This window comes from Oricola indica (assembly GCF_019966595.1).
Classification (GTDB): Bacteria; Pseudomonadota; Alphaproteobacteria; order Rhizobiales; family Rhizobiaceae; genus Oricola; species Oricola indica.
Genome location: NZ_JAINFJ010000003.1, coordinates 88,830 through 105,514, shown reverse-complemented (window position 1 = coordinate 105,514; position 16,685 = coordinate 88,830). Strand labels below are relative to the sequence as shown.

General features: G+C 62.9%; 11 protein-coding genes. 7 read left to right on the top strand and 4 right to left on the bottom strand.

What is annotated here, in order from left to right; all coding sequences use genetic code 11:
- Positions 1–9 precede the first annotated feature (9 nt).
- The gene (locus LC343_RS09275) at positions 10–678 is read left to right on the top strand and encodes a response regulator (protein WP_223476844.1); all 669 of its coding nucleotides are present in this window, start codon (positions 10–12) and stop codon (positions 676–678) included.
- A 31-nt stretch (positions 679–709) separates the two neighbouring features.
- On the opposite strand, the gene LC343_RS09270 is transcribed toward LC343_RS09275, so the two are convergent.
- Complete coding sequence (locus tag LC343_RS09270) at positions 710–4,216, bottom strand: PAS domain-containing hybrid sensor histidine kinase/response regulator (protein ID WP_223476843.1); 3,507 nt, start codon at positions 4,214–4,216, stop codon at positions 710–712.
- A gap of 157 nt (positions 4,217–4,373) precedes the next feature.
- Here LC343_RS09270 and mscL point away from each other — a divergent pair, with 157 nt between their 5' ends.
- The 5 genes from mscL to galE all read left to right on the top strand — a co-directional run bounded on the left by mscL (position 4,374) and on the right by galE (position 10,432).
- A complete protein-coding gene (gene mscL / locus LC343_RS09265; protein ID WP_223476842.1) occupies positions 4,374–4,787 on the top strand; it encodes a large conductance mechanosensitive channel protein MscL in 414 nt (137 codons plus the stop codon).
- Between the two features lie 72 nt (positions 4,788–4,859).
- The gene (locus LC343_RS09260) at positions 4,860–6,050 is read left to right on the top strand and encodes a pyridoxal phosphate-dependent aminotransferase (protein ID WP_223476841.1); all 1,191 of its coding nucleotides are present in this window, start codon (positions 4,860–4,862) and stop codon (positions 6,048–6,050) included.
- An 80-nt stretch (positions 6,051–6,130) separates the two neighbouring features.
- Complete coding sequence (locus tag LC343_RS09255) at positions 6,131–7,957, top strand: type I secretion system permease/ATPase (protein ID WP_223476840.1); 1,827 nt, start codon at positions 6,131–6,133, stop codon at positions 7,955–7,957.
- Positions 7,954–9,279 carry an HlyD family type I secretion periplasmic adaptor subunit gene (locus LC343_RS09250; protein WP_223476839.1) on the top strand — a complete coding sequence of 442 codons (1,326 nt, stop codon included), beginning with the start codon at positions 7,954–7,956 and terminating at the stop codon, positions 9,277–9,279. The genes LC343_RS09255 and LC343_RS09250 overlap by 4 nt, the downstream gene beginning before the upstream one ends.
- A gap of 157 nt (positions 9,280–9,436) precedes the next feature.
- Positions 9,437–10,432: a UDP-glucose 4-epimerase GalE gene (gene galE / locus LC343_RS09245; RefSeq protein WP_223476838.1), complete on the top strand. Its 996-nt coding sequence runs from the start codon at positions 9,437–9,439 to the stop codon at positions 10,430–10,432.
- Here the strand turns inward: galE and LC343_RS09240 are convergent.
- Entirely contained in the window at positions 10,404–11,825 is a 1,422-nt protein-coding gene (locus LC343_RS09240; protein WP_223476837.1) for a putative bifunctional diguanylate cyclase/phosphodiesterase, read from the bottom strand. The two genes, galE and LC343_RS09240, sit on opposite strands and share 29 nt — an antisense overlap.
- Positions 11,826–12,006: 181 nt before the next feature.
- Here LC343_RS09240 and parC point away from each other — a divergent pair, with 181 nt between their 5' ends.
- Positions 12,007–14,289, top strand: coding sequence for a DNA topoisomerase IV subunit A (parC, locus tag LC343_RS09235; protein WP_223476836.1), 2,283 nt, complete (start codon positions 12,007–12,009; stop codon positions 14,287–14,289).
- Between the two features lie 12 nt (positions 14,290–14,301).
- On the opposite strand, the gene LC343_RS09230 is transcribed toward parC, so the two are convergent.
- Positions 14,302–15,741 carry a carnitine 3-dehydrogenase gene (locus LC343_RS09230; protein WP_223476835.1) on the bottom strand — a complete coding sequence of 480 codons (1,440 nt, stop codon included), beginning with the start codon at positions 15,739–15,741 and terminating at the stop codon, positions 14,302–14,304.
- Positions 15,738–16,661, bottom strand: a complete 924-nt coding sequence (gene bcoG / locus LC343_RS09225) for a 3-dehydrocarnitine:acetyl-CoA trimethylamine transferase BcoG (protein WP_223476834.1) — start codon at positions 16,659–16,661, stop codon at positions 15,738–15,740. The genes LC343_RS09230 and bcoG overlap by 4 nt, the downstream gene beginning before the upstream one ends.
- Between the last annotated feature and the right edge of the window lie 24 nt (positions 16,662–16,685).

Sequence of the window (16,685 nt, the reverse complement as noted above, 5' to 3'; positions counted from 1 at the left end):
GAGAGGGCAATGGCGGTACAAATTCTGGTAGCGGACGATCATCCATTGTTCAGGGATGCGATCAAATCTGCCATCAGTGTTCCGCTCGGCGACGATCTCGAAACGCCTGTGATCAGCGAGGCCGGCGATTTCGGGTCCGCGATGACTGTGCTGAACGAGAATCCCGAGATGGACCTCGTGCTGCTCGACCTTTCAATGCCCGGTTCAAGCGGGCTATCGGCGCTGGTCTCCGTTCGCGCGGCATTTCCTGCCGTTCCCGTCATCGTGATCTCCGGAACCGACGATGTCACGACGGTGCGCCGTTCCGTCGAACTCGGCGCCTCTGGCTTCATCTCGAAATCGGCGCGCATGGAGGCGATCCGCAAGGGCGTCGCCAATGTGCTGGCCGGCGAAATCGCCCTGCCGGAGGGGATGAATCTCGGCAGTGAACACGATCCCGAGATTGAAGACCTGATTCGGCGCATTCGCACGCTGACCCCGCAGCAGGCGCGTGTGCTCGGCATGCTGGGCGAGGGGCTGCTCAACAAGCAGATCGCCTATGAGCTCGGTGTCTCCGAGGCCACCATCAAGGCTCATGTCTCCGCCGTACTGCAAAAACTCAATGTCGACAGCCGCACCCAGGCCGTCATCCTCCTGTCGAAGATCGGCGCGGACATGCTGCGCGAGGATCAGGATTAGTCCTGGATCCTCGGAACGCGGCGCATTGAGATTACTCCGCCGCCGCGCGTTCTTGCGAAACATTTGAGAGAAGCGCCCTGAGCGCCGCCGGCTTGAGCGGCTTGTTCAGGATGTGGATATCCGCGTTTGCCGCTGCCGCGCGCAGCGGCGCGGACCTGTCGGCCGTTGCCAGGATCGCGAACATCTTGGGCGACAGCCGCGACCGCATCGCCGCGATCACGTCGAGCCCGTTGTGACCGTCGTCGAGATGGTAGTCGGCAATGATGACGTCCGGCACCACGCCGGCCTTCGAGATTTCTCCAAGCAGAGTTTTCTGGGTTGGCGCCGCGATGACTTGCGCGCCCCAGCCCTCCAGCAGGACCCGCATGCCCGACAGGATAGTCTCCTCGTTGTCGATACAGGCGACCACAATTCCCGCAAGCACCTGGCGCGCGCCCGCTGCCCGGCTGACCCGCGCCGGCTTCGCGATCAGCGCCTCCGAAGAACGCTTGATCCGCACCGTGAACATCGTGCCGGTTTTCTGACGCGACTTCATGTCGATCGTCAGGCCGAGAACCCGCGATATCCGGTCGACGATGGAAAGCCCGAGACCGAGGCCGCTCGCAATCCGAGCGCCTTCCGACAGGCGCTCGAATTCCTTGAACACGGTCTTCGCCTTTTTCGACGAGATGCCGATACCGGTGTCGTGAACGCAGATCAGCGCGTCGTCGCCGTCGCGGCGCACGCCGACAAGGACCTTCCCGGTCTTGGTGTATTTCAGCGCGTTGGAAACGAGGTTCTGCACCAGTCGCCGCAGCAGGTTCCGGTCCGACTCCACAACGGCGGTTGAGGGCACCACGACGAATTCGAGCTTCTTCTCGTCGGCCAAGGGCTGGAAGTCCGTCTTGATCTGGTTGAGCAATTCGCCGAGCGAGAACACCGAGGGGTTGGGCGTCATCGCGCCCGCGTCGAGCCGGGAAATGTCGAGGACCGCGCCGATGATGTTTTCCACGGCCTGCAGCGAGGAATCGATTTTCGTCGCGATTTCGCGCTCAGACGAGCGCTTGCCGGCGGTGCGCTCCACGAGCGACGAGGTGTAGAGACGCGCCGCGTTGAGAGGCTGCGAGATGTCGTGGCCGGCCGCGGCGAGGAACCGCGTCTTGCCGAGATTGGCTTCCTCCGCCAGCGCCTGCGCACGCGCCAGTTCCCGGTTGACGTTCGTCAGTTCGGCGGTCCGCGCCGCGACGCGCTGTTCCAGGCTTTCCTTGGCGCGTTTCAGCGCCTCGTCGGCTTCCACCCGGCCGGTAATGTCGGTGTAGGTCACAACGATGCCGCCATCGGGCATCGGATTGGAGCGGACTTCGAGAATGCGCCCGCCGCGTTTCAGCGGCAACTGCCAGACCCGCTTGAACGCCGTGATGTTGTCGACGGCCTCGAACGCCATCTCCTCCGAAACCTGCCCGTCGCTGACGAGACGTTCCATGATCAGCTTGATTGGATAGCCGAACTGGCCCATCTCGCTCGGCAGGCTCAAAAGCGCGCGGAACTGCGTGTTCCAGTTGGTCAGGCGCAGGTTCTTGTCGAAGACCGAAATCCCCTGGTCCATCTGGTTGAGCGCCATCTGCAGCAGGTCGCGGTTCTGCTGCAGCGCCTCCGAGGCGTCGTCGAGCAGTTGCACGGTTTCGCGCGATGACGCGCCGTCCTTCTCGAACAGCAGCGAAAGGACCAGCCGTGCCGAGGACGATCCGACCGCCGAGGCGAGGATCTGCTCGGCATAGCGCACGACCGTGATGTCCGTCGTCTGGCGCCCGTCGAGCGATCGGCCCTCGCGTTCTTCGAAAGCGGCGAAGGCACGTTCGGTGCGAGCCCGCCCGACATAGCGGCTCAGAGTGGCCTTCAGGTCGTTGATGGTGATCGTGGTCCGGAACCGGCGGATCTTCACGGTCTGGGGCGCGTCTCGCGGCACGAAGGTGATGGCCTGCAATCGCTCCAGCGGAGACTGCGCCCGCGATATCGACCCTATGACCAGCAGGACGACATTGACCAGCAGGCTCCAGAACACGCCGTGATTGAGCGGTTCGGCCACGACGCCGAACAGCGCCTGCGGACGCAGACTGTCGATTCCGAAAATACCGTTGCGGATGAACGGATCGTCTGCGCCGAGCAGAGTAGGAAACAGCAGCGTGTAGGCCCAGACGACGAAGCCGGCGCCCATGCCGAGGATCGCGCCGCGCGCATTCGCACCGCGCCAGAAAAGCCCGATCACGAGAGCCGGCGCGAATTGCGCCACGGCAGCGAACGACAGCAAGCCGATCGCGGCGAGTTGTGTCGTGTTCGCAGCCGCCCGGTAATAGGCGAAGGCCGCGATCAGCATGATGAAGATCGAGATGCGCCTTATATTCAGGATCACCCGCGTCCAGTCGCCGGAATCCGTCCTGAGCCGCCCGCCGGACCGCCATAGCAGAAGCGGTATGACGAGGTCGTTGGAGATCATCACCGCCAGCGCCACCGAGGCGACGATCACCATGGCGGTGGCGGCGGACAGGCCGCCGGTAAAGGTCAGGAACGCGAGGAAGTCTTGTCCCGCCGAAAGCGGCAGTGCCAGCACGTAGGAATCCGGCGAGACGTCCGGACCGAGATTGAGCATGCCGGCGACAGCCAGCGGCAGAACCAGCACGTTGATGACGATCAGGTAGAGCGGAAACATCCAGCGCGCCCGGCGCAGTTCGACATCGGCGCGGTTCTCGACGACGGTAACGTGGAACTGGCGCGGCAGCGCGAGGATCGCCGAGGCGCTGAGAAGCGTCATCACGATCCATGTAGACGGCGAACTGCCCCGCGAGATCGCGGATACGACACGTTCGTCATTTCGGATGGCATCGAAGATCGGGCCCGGTCCGCCATACATGAAGAACACGACGGCGGACGCGACGACCAGGAAGACGATGATCTTGACGAGCGACTCCAGCGCCACCGCGAGGATCAATCCGTCCTGGTGTTCGGTGGCGTCGGCGTGACGCGTGCCGAACAATATCGCGAAGACGCTCAAGAACAGCGCGACAACCAGAGAGATATCGAGGCGGAAGGCGTACTGGCTGTTTCCGAACACGTCATAGTGGCCCGCCATGAGCGTGACCGAATCCGAAATCGCCTTCAATTGCAGGGCGATATAGGGAACGGTGCCGATCACCGCGATCACCGCCGCCAGCGCCGCCACCCAGGCGTTCTTGCCGTAGCGCGCCGCCAGGAAGTCGGCGACCGACGTGATCTTTTCCGCCTTCGACAACACCACGATCCGTTCGATCAGCTTGTAGCCGAGCGTGAAGACGAGGATCGGGCCCAGATAGATGGTGAAGAACTGGAAGCCGCTCTGCGACGCGACGCCCACCGAACCGAAGAATGTCCAGGACGTACAATAGACCGCAAGGCTCAGGGCGTAGATGTTCGGGCGGGGAACATTGCTTGGTCCGCCCCGCGACCTGCGATCGCCATAGGCGGCGACGGCGAACAGGATCGCCAGGTAGCCGAGCGCCACAATGATGATCAGGCCACCCTGCATTCATCCTCCCGTCAGAGGCCGCATTCAATCAAAACGGCCCGAACCTGTCCAATTACTGTGCATAGACCCAAATCTGGCGAATTCACAACTGAGCGCCGCTGGTATAATCATTGGTGCCGCGTCTGCGGGGCGCTCAGGAGCTAGGTGGAGGGATCTTATGCTCGACGAATTCAAGGAATTTATCGCCAAGGGCAATGTCATGGACCTTGCTGTCGGCGTCATTATCGGTGGCGCGTTTGGCGGAATCGTCAAATCGCTGACTGACGACATCATCATGCCGATCGTCGGTGCGATCTTCGGCGGCTTCGACTTTTCGGACTATTTCCTGCCGCTGGCCTCGGGCATCGATGCGCCGACGCTCGAAGCGGCGCGCGAACAGGGCGCGGTGCTGGCTTACGGCAGTTTCTTCACCCAGATAATCAATTTCCTGATCCTCGCCTGGATCATCTTCATGATGGTCAAGGCAGTGAACAATCTGCGCCGGAAGGAAGAGCCGGCTCCCGCCGCACCACCCGCGCCGCCGGCCGACGTACAACTCTTGACAGAGATCCGCGATCTCCTGAAAAAGTAGCAGCCGCGATTATTGCATCGCAAACGCCCCGGCCTGTTGGCCGGGGTTTTCGTTCCCGCCACGGATTTCCGCATGACCAGCCCCCAGTCGTCGCTTGAGCGTTTCCACCTGCGCGCGGAGGCCCTTCACGCGCCGCCAAGCGGTATCGTTGCGGTCGTCGATCATGCGCGAGGCCGTGACGGTCTTGTTCCTCTGTGGGTCGGCGAGGGCGACTTGCCGACGCCGCAGTTCATATCCGAGCCGGCCGCCGCCGCGCTTCTGGAGGGCGAGACCTTCTACACCTGGCAACAGGGCATTCCCGAACTGCGCGAGGCGCTGGCGCGCTATTACGAACGCCATTTCGGGATCCGGTCCGGGCCCCGTGACTATGTCGTGGTCGGTTCGGGGATGCAGGCCATCCAGCTCGCGATCCAGGCGATCGCCGGCGCGGGAGACGAATGCGTCTATCTCTCGCCCGCTTGGCCGAACTTTGCCGCTGCATTGGAGATCGCGGGCGGCAGGGCCGTACCGGTCGGTCTCGATTTCGCTGAAACCGGATGGACCCTGGACATGTCCCGGCTGGAAGCCGCGATCACCCCGCGCACCCGCGCCCTGTTCATCAACACCCCGTCCAATCCGACCGGTTGGGCCGCGACCCGCGAGACGTTGTCCGCGATCCTGGAGATCGCGCGCCGGCACGGGCTCTGGATCGTCGCCGACGAGATCTATTCGCTGTTTTGGTACGGGCAGGGAACTCGCGCACCGTCCTTCCTCGACATTCAGGAAGACGGCGATCGCATCCTTTACGTCAATTCCTTTTCAAAGAACTGGGCAATGACCGGCTGGAGAGTGGGTTGGATCAAGGCGCCGCCCGCCCTGATGCCGGTGTTCGAGAACCTTGTGCAGTATTCGACATCGGGCGTGCCGCAGTTCATGCAGCGCGGCGCGACCGTGGCGCTGGACGACGGTGACGACCTGATCGCCTCCCACCGCCAGAGGGCGTCCGAAGCGCTCGAAATCCTGACCTCCCGCCTCGGCGCGACCGGACGCGTCCGCTTCGCCCGTCCAGGCGGTGCCTTCTACCTGTTCTTCGAAATCGAGGGCGTTTCGGACTCGATGGCGAGCGCGCTTCGTATCGTGGATGAGACCGGCGTCGGCCTCGCGCCCGGCGTCGCATTCGGCCTCGGAGGCGAGGGGTTTTTCCGGGCCTGCTTCAACCGGGATCTCGGCCAGATCGCGGAGGCCGCCGCGCGGCTTGAGGGCTTCATCGCTGCCAGAAACTGACGAATAGACCTTTTCAGCAGTTTCTTTAGCGATTTGTGCCTTTTTGTGTTTTATTCCGCGCGGTGAATGGGACTTGGGCAATGCAATCGACTTGGAAGCACTTGAAGCGTGCGGCTGTCGAGATTGGCGTGTTTTCCTTCTTTGTGAACATGCTGATGCTCGTTATGCCGTTGTATTTGCTTCAGGTTTACGATCGCGTCTTGCCGTCCTCCAGCCTCGAGACCTTGCTGTTCCTGTCCATTATTGCCGGCTTTGCACTGTTGCTCCTCGCGGTGCTTGAAATAGTACGCGCCATATATGCCAACCGCATTGCCACACGGCTCGATGTCATGGAAAGCCGTGATGCGATGACCGCGGTCATGGAGTCCCCGCGCGCCGCGATGGGTGATATTCAGGCGCTGCGCGATCTTTCCGCCATTCGCGGGTTTATCGGGTCCCGACAGGTCTTTGCCCTGTTCGATCTGCCGTTCGCGCCGCTTTTCATCTTGATGCTCTGGTTCATCCATCCGGTTCTGTTCGTGCTCGCGGCCGTCGGCGCGGCAGTTCTGACGATGGTCGCAATCGCCAACCAGGTCGCCACCGCGGAAGCGGTCCGGAGGGCTTCGGAGAACACTATTGGCGCGATGATGACCGCCCAGTCCTTCGTGCAGAATGCGGAGACCCTGCGCGCCATGGGCATGATGGGAAACGCGATCGCCGCCTGGGGCAGCCAGCATGCGCCGGCCTTGCAGGCCAATGACGATGTTGCGCGCATCAATGCGTTTTTTGCCGGCCTTTCGCGCTTCCTGCGCCTCGGCTTGCAGATCGCCATTCTCGGCTTCGGCGCATGGCTGGTCGTCGGCGGCGAAATGACGGCGGGCATGATTTTTGCCGCCTCGATCATATCGGGCAGGGGTCTGCAGCCGATCGACCAGGTGATCGGCGGCTGGCGGCAATTCGTCGAAGTTCGTGCCGCCTGGCGACGTTTCAACAAGGCGGTCGGAGCCGTCCGCGAGGAACAGCCGCGCACGGCGTTGCCCGCACCCGTCGGACGAATGGATGTGGAAAGCCTTGTCTATTTCGCGCCCAATTCCGCGCCGGATGCAAAACCCGTCATCAAGCGTATCTCCTTTTCGATCCCGCCGGGCATCGTCCTCGGCATCGTGGGGCCGAGCGGGGCGGGCAAGTCGACGCTTGCACGTCTCCTGGTCGGTGCGATCCGGCCGCGAAGCGGCGTCGTGCGTATCGACAAGGCGGATCTCCAGAACTGGGATCCGGAGAGCCTCGGTCGGCATATCGGCTATCTGCCGCAGGACATCGAATTGTTGCCCGGCACGATCCGTCAGAACGTGTCCCGTTTTTCGCCGGATGCGGAGGACCAGCAGGTGATCGAGGCGGCGCAGCGCGCCCATGTTCATCAACTGATCCAGACGATGCCGAATGGCTACGATACGATAATCGGCGCGCAGGGCTCTGTCCTTTCCGGCGGCCAGCGCCAGCGGGTCGGGCTGGCGCGCGCCTTTTTTGGCAAGCCCAGCCTGCTTGTCCTTGACGAACCAAACGCCAATCTCGATGCCGACGGCGACCGCGCGCTCGAAGCCGCGCTGGAGGAGGCGCGGGTTTCGGGAACCACTGTCGTCATAATCACCCAGCGCCGCGCCATCGTCGACAAGGTCGATGCGCTGATGGTTCTCCGTGACGGCGAGATCGAGGATTACGGACCGCGCGACGAGGTGCTGGCGCGCCAGCAGAAGAAACTGGCGGAGGAAGTCGCAAGGCGCAAGCAGGCCGCAAATCTCAATCGTGATGCGCCCCCGTCTGATGGCAGCGCCCCGCCTGCGGACGAAGGCGGGAAGTCGCCCTTCGCGTCGTTCGGTCCGGGGCTGCGCCCGGTCTCCGCGGAAAACGGGCGGGAAAAGAACCAATGAACGCTGAAACGAACAATGCCGCATGGGCTGCGGCCGTGAGGACGGGAACCTCGAAGATAGCGCTCGTTGGCTACATGGCGCTGATCCTCTTCATAGGCGTCTTCGGCGTTTGGGCCGCGACCGCGCCATTGACCGGTGCCGCGATCGTCGTCGGCGTGATCGGCGCGGCCGGCCAGAACCAGGTCGTCCAGCATCTTGAGGGCGGCATTATCAGCAAAATCCACGTCCATGAGGGCGATCAGGTCTCTGCCGGCGATCCGCTTTTTACCATGGACGGTACCCGCGCCCAGGCGTCGCTCAACACGCGAACCAAGCATTGGGTCAACCTGGTCGCCCGCAAGGCGCGCCTCGAGGCCCAGCGCGACAGCGCGGAAGAGGTCACGTTCGACGCGAAACTGGTTGACGTCGCCAGGGCGAACGGCCTCGACCATGTTCTCGAGGAACAGCGCGACGAGTTTCGCGCGCGGCTCGTTCGCTTCGAGTCCGAGGTTGTCATTCTCAATCAGCGTGTCGCCGCCGGCGAAGAGGCGATCGTTGGCTTCAAAGCCCAGAAAAAGGCTCTGGAAGATCAGCTTGCCGTTGTCAGCGATGAAACCGAGCGCAAGGAAAAGCTGCTCGACCAAGGGCTTACGAACCGTTCCGAATACACGGCGCTGCTTCGTTCGCAGGCCGACCTAATCGGGCAGATCGGCGCTATCACATCGCAGATGGAACAGACGCGCAGCCGCACGGCCGAGGCGAGGGAGCAACTGGTTCGTCAGAAGAGCCAGCGCGTCGAACAGTCGCTGACGGAACTGAACGACGTCAGCGCGAGCATCGGCGAGATCGAGGAGCAATTGAGCGCCGCCGAGGACGTCTTGGCGCGCGTCGTTGTTCGCGCGCCCTCCGACGGGCTGATCATCCGGATCAATCAGAACACACCCGGCAATGTGGTCGGACCGGGCGAGGAACTCGCACGCCTCCTGCCGACTTCCAATGAACTGATCGTCGAGGCGCAATTGAGCCCCGCCGATGTCGATATCGTCCGGCCCGGCCAGCAGGCGGAATTGCGCTTCGTCGCGCTCAACATGCGCACGACGCCGCAGGTTCCAGGCACTGTCACCTATGTCTCGCCGGACCGCCTTGTCGATCCGAAGAACGGGCAGCCCTATTTCATCGCCCGGCTCCGTATCACCGACGATCTGCCGTCGGAAGTCGACAGGAGCCAGATCTATCCGGGTATGCCCGTCGAGGCGATGATCTCCAGCGGTGACCGGACCTTCTTCGAATATCTGCTCAGGCCGCTGACCGACTCCTTTTCGCGGGCGTTTCGCGAGCAGTGACACAGTTCCGAGGCGGTTCATTCCGTCTAGGAAGAGGTGTGCGGATGGATGTCCATCAGGTGTTAAGCCTTGCCCGCTAGATTGCCGCGGATGAGCTTGCGGACTGCCCGGCGTTGGGCGGTTGCCGCATCGCGGCGGATATCGAAGGAGGAGGCCGATGGCGGTCTTGGTAACCGGCGGGGCCGGCTATATCGGCAGCCACATGGTTTGGGCGTTGCTCGACGCGGGCGAGGACGTCGTCGTGATCGACAGGCTCTCGACCGGCTTTGAGTGGGCGGTGGCGCCTGAGGCAAAGCTCGTCATTGGCGACATCGCGGACAAGGAAACGGTAATGGCCGTCATCCGCGAGAATGACGTGGATTCGATCATCCATTTCGCCGGATCGATCGTCGTGCCGGAATCGGTCGCCGATCCGCTGTCCTACTACGAGAACAACACCAGCAATTCCCGCACGCTGATCGAGGCGGCTGTGCGCACGGGCGTGCGTCACTTCATTTTTTCCTCCACGGCTGCGGTCTACGGGTCTGTCGGCGCGGAGCCAGTGAAGGAGGATCACGCGCGTAACCCGGACTCGCCCTACGGCATGTCCAAGCTGATGACCGAGCTCATACTCGCCGACGTGGCCAGGGCGCATGATTTCTCGTTCACGGCGCTACGCTATTTCAACGTGGCGGGCGCGGATCCGCGCGGCCGCGCAGGACAGTCCACAGCCGGCGCGACGCATCTGATCAAGGTGGCCAGCGAGGCGGCGCTCGGCAAGCGTGACGGGATCCAGGTCTTCGGCACCGATTACCCGACCGCCGACGGCACCTGCATTCGGGATTACATTCACGTCACCGATCTCGCCGAGGCGCATTTGCTCGCGCTGAAACGCCTACGCGCCGGCGGCGACAGCATGATCGCCAATTGCGGATACGGGCGCGGCTATTCGGTGCTGGAAGTTCTGGACTGCATTCAGCGCGTCACCGGCCGGGCACTCGACATCGGCTATGGCCCGCGCCGCGCGGGCGATGCAGTCGCCATCGTTGCCAATTCGGATCTCGCGCGCAGCGCATTCGGTTGGCAGCCCATGCATGACGATCTGACGGAGATCGTGTCCTCGGCGCTGGCCTGGGAGGATAGCCTCAGCCGGCGCAACAGCGCGAATCGGTAACCTGGCAGGTGAGTTTGCCGTCCTCGGCGCTGTTCGGTGTGCTGAAATAGCCAATCGTCGTTTCGGCGTCTGCCGGCTTACCGAAATAATAGCCTTGGCCGGCGAGGCAGCCGAGCCCGATCAGCTTGTCCGCGTTCGCTGCGGTCTCGATGCCTTCCGCGATCACGCTCAGCCCGAGAGCCTCGCACATGTTCACGATGGCGCGCACGATGTGTTCGGCCTTTTCGTCCTCGCCCAATGCCTGGATGAAGGACTGGTCGATCTTGACCTTGTCGAATGAGAAGTCGCGCAACCGCCCAAGGCTCGACTGGCCCGTTCCGAAGTCGTCGAGCAGGATGCGGATACCGACGGCGCGCAATTCGTCGATGATCCGCTCGGCCGTCTCGGGGTCGGACATCATCGCCGTTTCGGTGATTTCGATCTCGATCCTGCGCGGATCGAAATCCATCTTCTGCAACATCGCCAAGACGGAAAACGCGGTCGTCGGGTCGACCAACTGCACGGATGACAGGTTGAACGACAGGAATATGTTCTTCGGCCACTGCTTCGCGCAGCGGATCGCCTTGGCGAAAAGCAGCTTCGTCAGCGCGTCGATGAACCCTGCCTGTTCTGCAAGCGGAATGAAGGTCGAAGGCGCGATGTCGCCCAGTTCGGCGTCGCGCCAGCGCGCCAGGCACTCGAAACCTTTGACCTCGCCGCTCGCCAGATCGACGATGGGCTGGAAATGCGGCTCGATCTCCTGCGCGGCCACGGCCTTGCGCAACGCCTGTTCGATCTGGGTACGCAAACGCATCTCGCGGGCCATTTCATGCGTATACACGCTGACATTCGCCGCACCCGCCTTGCGCGCCTGGTAGAGCGCGGATTCGCACTTGTCGAAAAGCTCGTCGAATGTGGTTCCCGCGAAAGGGTATTGGCAAAATCCGAACGAGGCCGACATGCGCACGATGCGTTCGCCGAGGTCGAAGGGCGCGTTGAAGACGTCCTTGAGCAAAGCGCCGACCCGTCCGGCGTCTTTCTCGAAGAAGCAGGTCGGCAGCACCATCCCGAACATGTCGCCGGAAATGCGGGCGAGCATGGCGTCCTCTGGAAGCGCGGCGGAGATACGCAACGCCACCTGGGAGAGAATCTCGTCGCCGGCCTTGCGCCCGAACAGATCGTTGACAGGCCGAAACCGGTCGATATCGAAAACACCGATGGAGAACGGTGCCGGATCGTCGGCGCGCTGCTCGATAAGCTTGTCGGTCTTGAGCTTCATGCGGCGCAGATTGCCGAGTCCCGTCACCGGGTCGGTGAGCGACCTTGTCCCGTCTTCCTCGTTTCTGAGGATCCGTTCGGAGAGGTCGATATGCTCGTCCGGCAGAAGTCCGAGTCCGGACCCCGAATACGTCATTTGCAACGCCCCTGCAAAATACAATCATGTTTCGTAACAAGTCGGTATTAACGCTTGGTGTGCACGACCTCGTGTAACTTAGCAGTCAAGCCGTTAGGGTCTGTCGGTAAATACGGGGCAAAACGCCGGAATTCCGGGCTTTCGGCTTGCCGCGAATCGCTCCGGGCGTTAACCCAATCCCATGTCAAAGCAAGTTACACCACCCGGCTCGGGCAACGGCCCCGGCAAGGAAATCGAACCGGTCGATCTGAAATCGGCGCTGGAAGAGCGCTATCTGGCCTATGCGCTGTCGACCATCATGCACCGCGCGTTGCCCGATGCGCGTGATGGCCTGAAGCCGGTTCACCGCCGCATTCTCCACGCCATGCGCCTGCTGCGGCTCGATCCGCAACAGGCCTACAAGAAATGCGCCCGTATCGTCGGCGACGTCATGGGTAAGTTCCACCCGCATGGCGACCAGGCGATCTACGACGCGCTGGTGCGCCTCAGCCAGGATTTCGCCGTCCGCTATCCGCTGGTCGACGGGCAGGGCAATTTCGGCAATATCGACGGCGATAACGCGGCCGCCATGCGCTACACCGAAGCGCGCATGACCGATGTCGCCATGCTGTTGCTGGAAGGCATCGGCGAGGATTCTGTCGATTTCCGCAAGACCTACAACGAGGAGGACGACGAGCCGGTCGTCCTGCCGGGCGCATTTCCGAACCTGCTCGCAAATGGCGCGTCCGGCATCGCCGTCGGCATGGCGACAAACATCCCGCCGCATAACGCCGCCGAGTTGTGCGATGCTGCTCTGCATCTCATCAAGCACCCCAACGCGACCATCGAGAAACTGGTCGAGTTCGTGCCCGGCCCGGATTTCCCGACCGGCGGCATCATCGTCGAACCGAAGGCGTCGATCCTCGAATCCTACACCACCGGCCGCGGCGCGTTCCGCGTCCGCGCCCGCTGGGAGAAGGAGGAGACGGGCAGAGGCGGATACGTCATCGTCGTGACCGAGATCCCCTATCAGGTGCAGAAGTCGCGCCTGATCGAAAAGATCGCCGAGTTGCTGTTGGCGCGGAAGATCCCGCTGCTTGAGGACGTCCGCGACGAGAGCGCCGAGGATATCCGCATCGTGCTCGAACCGAAGTCGCGTTCGGTCGATCCGGATATCCTGATGGAGTCCCTCTACAAGCTCACCGATCTCGAAACCCGCGTGCCGCTCAACATGAACGTGCTCTCGGGCGGCATCGTGCCGAAGGTGATGAACCTGCGCGACGTGCTGCGCGAATGGCTCGACCACCGCCGCGAGGTGCTGATCCGCCGCTCGAAGAACCGCCTCGGCATCATTGAGAAGCGTCTCGAAGTGCTAGGCGGTTTCCTGATCGCCTACCTCAACATCGACGAGGTCATCCGCATTGTTCGTTTCGAGGACGAGCCGAAGGCGAAGCTGATCGAGCGTTTCGAGCTGACGGAGGTCCAGGCCGACGCGATCCTCAATCTGCGCTTGCGGGCTCTTAACAAGCTCGAGGAAATCGAGATCCGCAAGGAACATGACGAGCTGATGGCCGAGAAGGAGGGCATCGAGAAACTGCTCGCCTCCGAGGAATTGCAGTGGAAGACGATCGCCTGGGAGGTCGGCAATGTGAAGGAGAAGTTCGGCAAGGACACCGAACTGGGCGCGCGCCGCTCCACCTTTGCCGAAGCCGCCGATATCGATCTCGAAGCCGTCGCCCAGTCCATGATCGAGAAGGAACCGGTCACCGTCGTCGTATCCGAAAAGGGCTGGCTGCGCGCCATGAAGGGTCACATTCAGGACTTCTCGACCCTGTCCTTCAAGGAGGGTGACAAGCTCAAGCTCGCCTTCCACGCGGTGACCACCGACAAGGTCCTCGTCTTCACCACCGGCGGAAAGGTCTACACGCTTGGCGTCGACCGTTTGCCGGGCGGGCGAGGGCATGGCGAACCGATCCGCATCATGGTCGACATGGACAACGCCCAGGACATCGTCACGGCCTTCGTGCACAGGCCGAAGGGCAGGCTTCTGGTTGCCTCCGCCGTCGGCAACGGCTTCGTTGTGCCGGAAGCCGATATCGTCGCCAACACCCGCAAGGGCAAGCAGGTCATGAACATCAAGCTTCCCGACGAGGCGAAGCTCTGTCTTCAGCTGCCGATGGACGATGCGGGTGAGGTCGAGGCCGATCACGTCGCGGCGGTCGGCGAGAACCGCAAGTTGCTGGTCTTCCCGCTGGTTCAGATCCCCGAGATGGCGCGCGGCAAGGGTGTGCGGCTGCAGAAATACAAGGATGGCGGTATCGCCGACCTGCGCGTCTTCCGGTTGGAGGAAGGCCTGACATGGCAGGACGCCTCCGGCCGCAATCATACCCGCTCCAAGGACGAGATGGCCGAATGGATCGGCGTGCGCGCAGGGGCGGGACGCATGGTGCCGAAAGGCTTCCCGCGCAACGGCAAGTTCGGATAGCGGCGTGCCGGGTCAGCCCGCCGGCTGCCCCACCGCGCGTCCGCTACCTTCTGCCGCCATCCCGGCATGTCGGGTCGCGTAGCGCTCCAGCGCATCGGCCACTGCGGGTTCCGGGAGAGACGATTTTCGAGTGCCGAGATCCATGTGGATCAGCATGGTCTCCACCGTGGCGGCAAGTGTTTCCCCGTCCCGCCAGAGATGATGGAACAGGTGCATTCTTTTGCCGGCGCCGCTCATGACCTGCGTGGTGACGACGAGGCGGTCGCCTGCGAGAACCTCGCCGAGATAGCGGACATGGGTCTCGACCGTAAAATAGCTCCGACCGGATTTCACGTAACCGGCATCCGCGCCGATCATCTCCATGAACCGGTCGGTCGCCTGCGAGGCGGTCTCCAGGTAATGGGTCTCGTTCATGTGGCCGTTGTAGTCGGTCCAACTTGCCGGCACCTGCCGTGTTGCCGTCACGGGCAGTCCGTGAAGCTCGGAACCGGTCGGCAGGCTCGCTTCATGCGCGCCAACGACGCCGCCGGCGCCGCTGCCCGTGCGCCGCAGCGCCCTGACCATGCCGACGATGTTGTCGTCGCGCAGCCTTTCGAGCTCGCGAATTGACATGTGGCCGGATTGATCGTCGGACTGGCCCGCGATCAGCTCCACCAGATCGTCGGTGAACTCGGGCACATCCATCAGCTTGGTCCACGGCCAGGACAGGGCAGGTCCGAATTGCGCCATGAAATGCTTCATCCCGGCTTCGCCGCCGGCGATGCGGTATGTCTCGAAAAGGCCCATCTGGGCCCAGCGTATGCCGAACCCCATACGGATGGCCTCGTCGATTTCCTCGGTCGTCGCGACGCCGTCCTTCACCAGCCAAAGGCTCTCGCGCCAGACGGCTTCGAGCAGTCGGTCGGCGATATGCGCATCGATCTCTTTGCGAAGCGTAAGCGGGAACATGCCGATCGAGCGCAGGATATCCGCCGCCTTGTCACAGGTTGCGCGGTCTCCGACGAGTTCGACCAGCGGAAGCAGGTAGACCGGATTGAACGGGTGCGCGACGATCGCGCGCGCGCCCTCTGCATTGAGATCGGATGGCTTGAAACCCGATGTCGATGAGCCGATGACGGCCTCGGAAGACGCGTCTGTTCCAATCGCGGCAAGCACCTTGTGCTTGAGGTCGAGCCGCTCCGGAATGCTCTCCTGAATCCAGTCCGCACCGGCGATCGCGTCGCGCAGATCAGTCTGAAAGCTAAGCGTCCCCTCGTCTGGCAGCGCGCGATCATAGAGCGCGGGCAGGGAGCGTCGTGCGTTGGCGAGCACTTCGCCGATCTTCCGCTCGGCGTCGGGATCGGGGTCGAACACCGCGACATCCCAGCCATTGAGCAGGAACCGTGCCGCCCAGCCGCCACCGATGACGCCGCCGCCGACGATCGCCGCTTTTCGTCTCGTTTCTTCGGTCATGCTGTTGCGCCCGCCGGTGCGCGTTTCACGAGGCCGAGCCGTTCCCGGACCGCCTCCGTGCCGATGACGCGCGCGCCCATGGCTTCGGTCAGCGTAACGGCACGCTCCACCAGTTGCGCATTGGTCGCCAGAACGCCCTTTTCGAGCCAGAGATTGTCTTCCAGCCCGACGCGGACATTCCCGCCGGCCAGCACCGCCGCCACCACATAGGCCATCTGGTCCCGGCCCAGGCTGAACGCCGACCATGACCAGTCTTCGGGAACGGCATTGACCATCGCCATGAAGGTGTTGAGGTCGTTGGGTGCGCCCCATGGTACGCCCATGCAAAGCTGGACCAGCGCCGGTGACGCCAGCGTGCCTTCCGAGACAAGCTGCTTCGCGAACCATAAATGCCCGGTATCGAAGGCTTCGATCTCCGGTTTGACGCCCAGCTCTGTCATCATCGCGCCCATGGCGCGCAGCATGCCGGGTGTATTGGTCATCACGTAGTCGGCCTCGGCGAAATTCATCGTGCCGCAATCTAGTGTGCAGATTTCGGGCAGGCATTCCCGGACATGCACCAGCCTTTCCGACGCGCCGATCATGTCGGTCGAATCCGCGTTAAGCGGAAAGGGCGCTTCGGTCGATCCGAAAACGATGTCGCCGCCCATGCCCGCCGTGAGGTTCAGGACCACGTCGATCTCCGCGTCACGGATTCGCTCGGTCACTTCACGGTAGAGGTCCGGGCGGCGCGAGGGAGCGCCGGTCTCCGGATCGCGGACATGGCAGTGAACGATCGCAGCGCCGGCTTTCGCCGCGTCGATCGCACTGTCGGCGATCTGCTTCGGGCTGCGCGGAACATGCGGAGAGCGGTCCTGCGTGCCGCCGGAGCCGGTAACGGCACAGGTGATGAAGACTTCCTTGTTCATTGTGAGTGGCATCGGCGTCTCCCGCGGGCGGTTGTT

Bases quoted from the DNA above. Each gene is read 5' to 3' on its own strand.
- galE (WP_223476838.1), top strand. From the start codon at position 9,437: ATGGCGGTCTTGGTAACCGGCGGGGCCGGCTATATCGGCAGCCACATG.
- LC343_RS09250 (WP_223476839.1), top strand. From the start codon at position 7,954: ATGAACGCTGAAACGAACAATGCCGCATGGGCTGCGGCCGTGAGGACG.
- parC (WP_223476836.1), top strand. From the start codon at position 12,007: ATGTCAAAGCAAGTTACACCACCCGGCTCGGGCAACGGCCCCGGCAAG.
- LC343_RS09270 (WP_223476843.1), bottom strand. From the start codon at position 4,216: ATGCAGGGTGGCCTGATCATCATTGTGGCGCTCGGCTACCTGGCGATC.
- mscL (WP_223476842.1), top strand. From the start codon at position 4,374: ATGCTCGACGAATTCAAGGAATTTATCGCCAAGGGCAATGTCATGGAC.
- LC343_RS09230 (WP_223476835.1), bottom strand. From the start codon at position 15,741: ATGACCGAAGAAACGAGACGAAAAGCGGCGATCGTCGGCGGCGGCGTC.
- LC343_RS09275 (WP_223476844.1), top strand. From the start codon at position 10: ATGGCGGTACAAATTCTGGTAGCGGACGATCATCCATTGTTCAGGGAT.
- bcoG (WP_223476834.1), bottom strand. From the start codon at position 16,661: ATGCCACTCACAATGAACAAGGAAGTCTTCATCACCTGTGCCGTTACC.
- LC343_RS09255 (WP_223476840.1), top strand. From the start codon at position 6,131: ATGCAATCGACTTGGAAGCACTTGAAGCGTGCGGCTGTCGAGATTGGC.
- LC343_RS09260 (WP_223476841.1), top strand. From the start codon at position 4,860: ATGACCAGCCCCCAGTCGTCGCTTGAGCGTTTCCACCTGCGCGCGGAG.
- LC343_RS09240 (WP_223476837.1), bottom strand. From the start codon at position 11,825: ATGACGTATTCGGGGTCCGGACTCGGACTTCTGCCGGACGAGCATATC.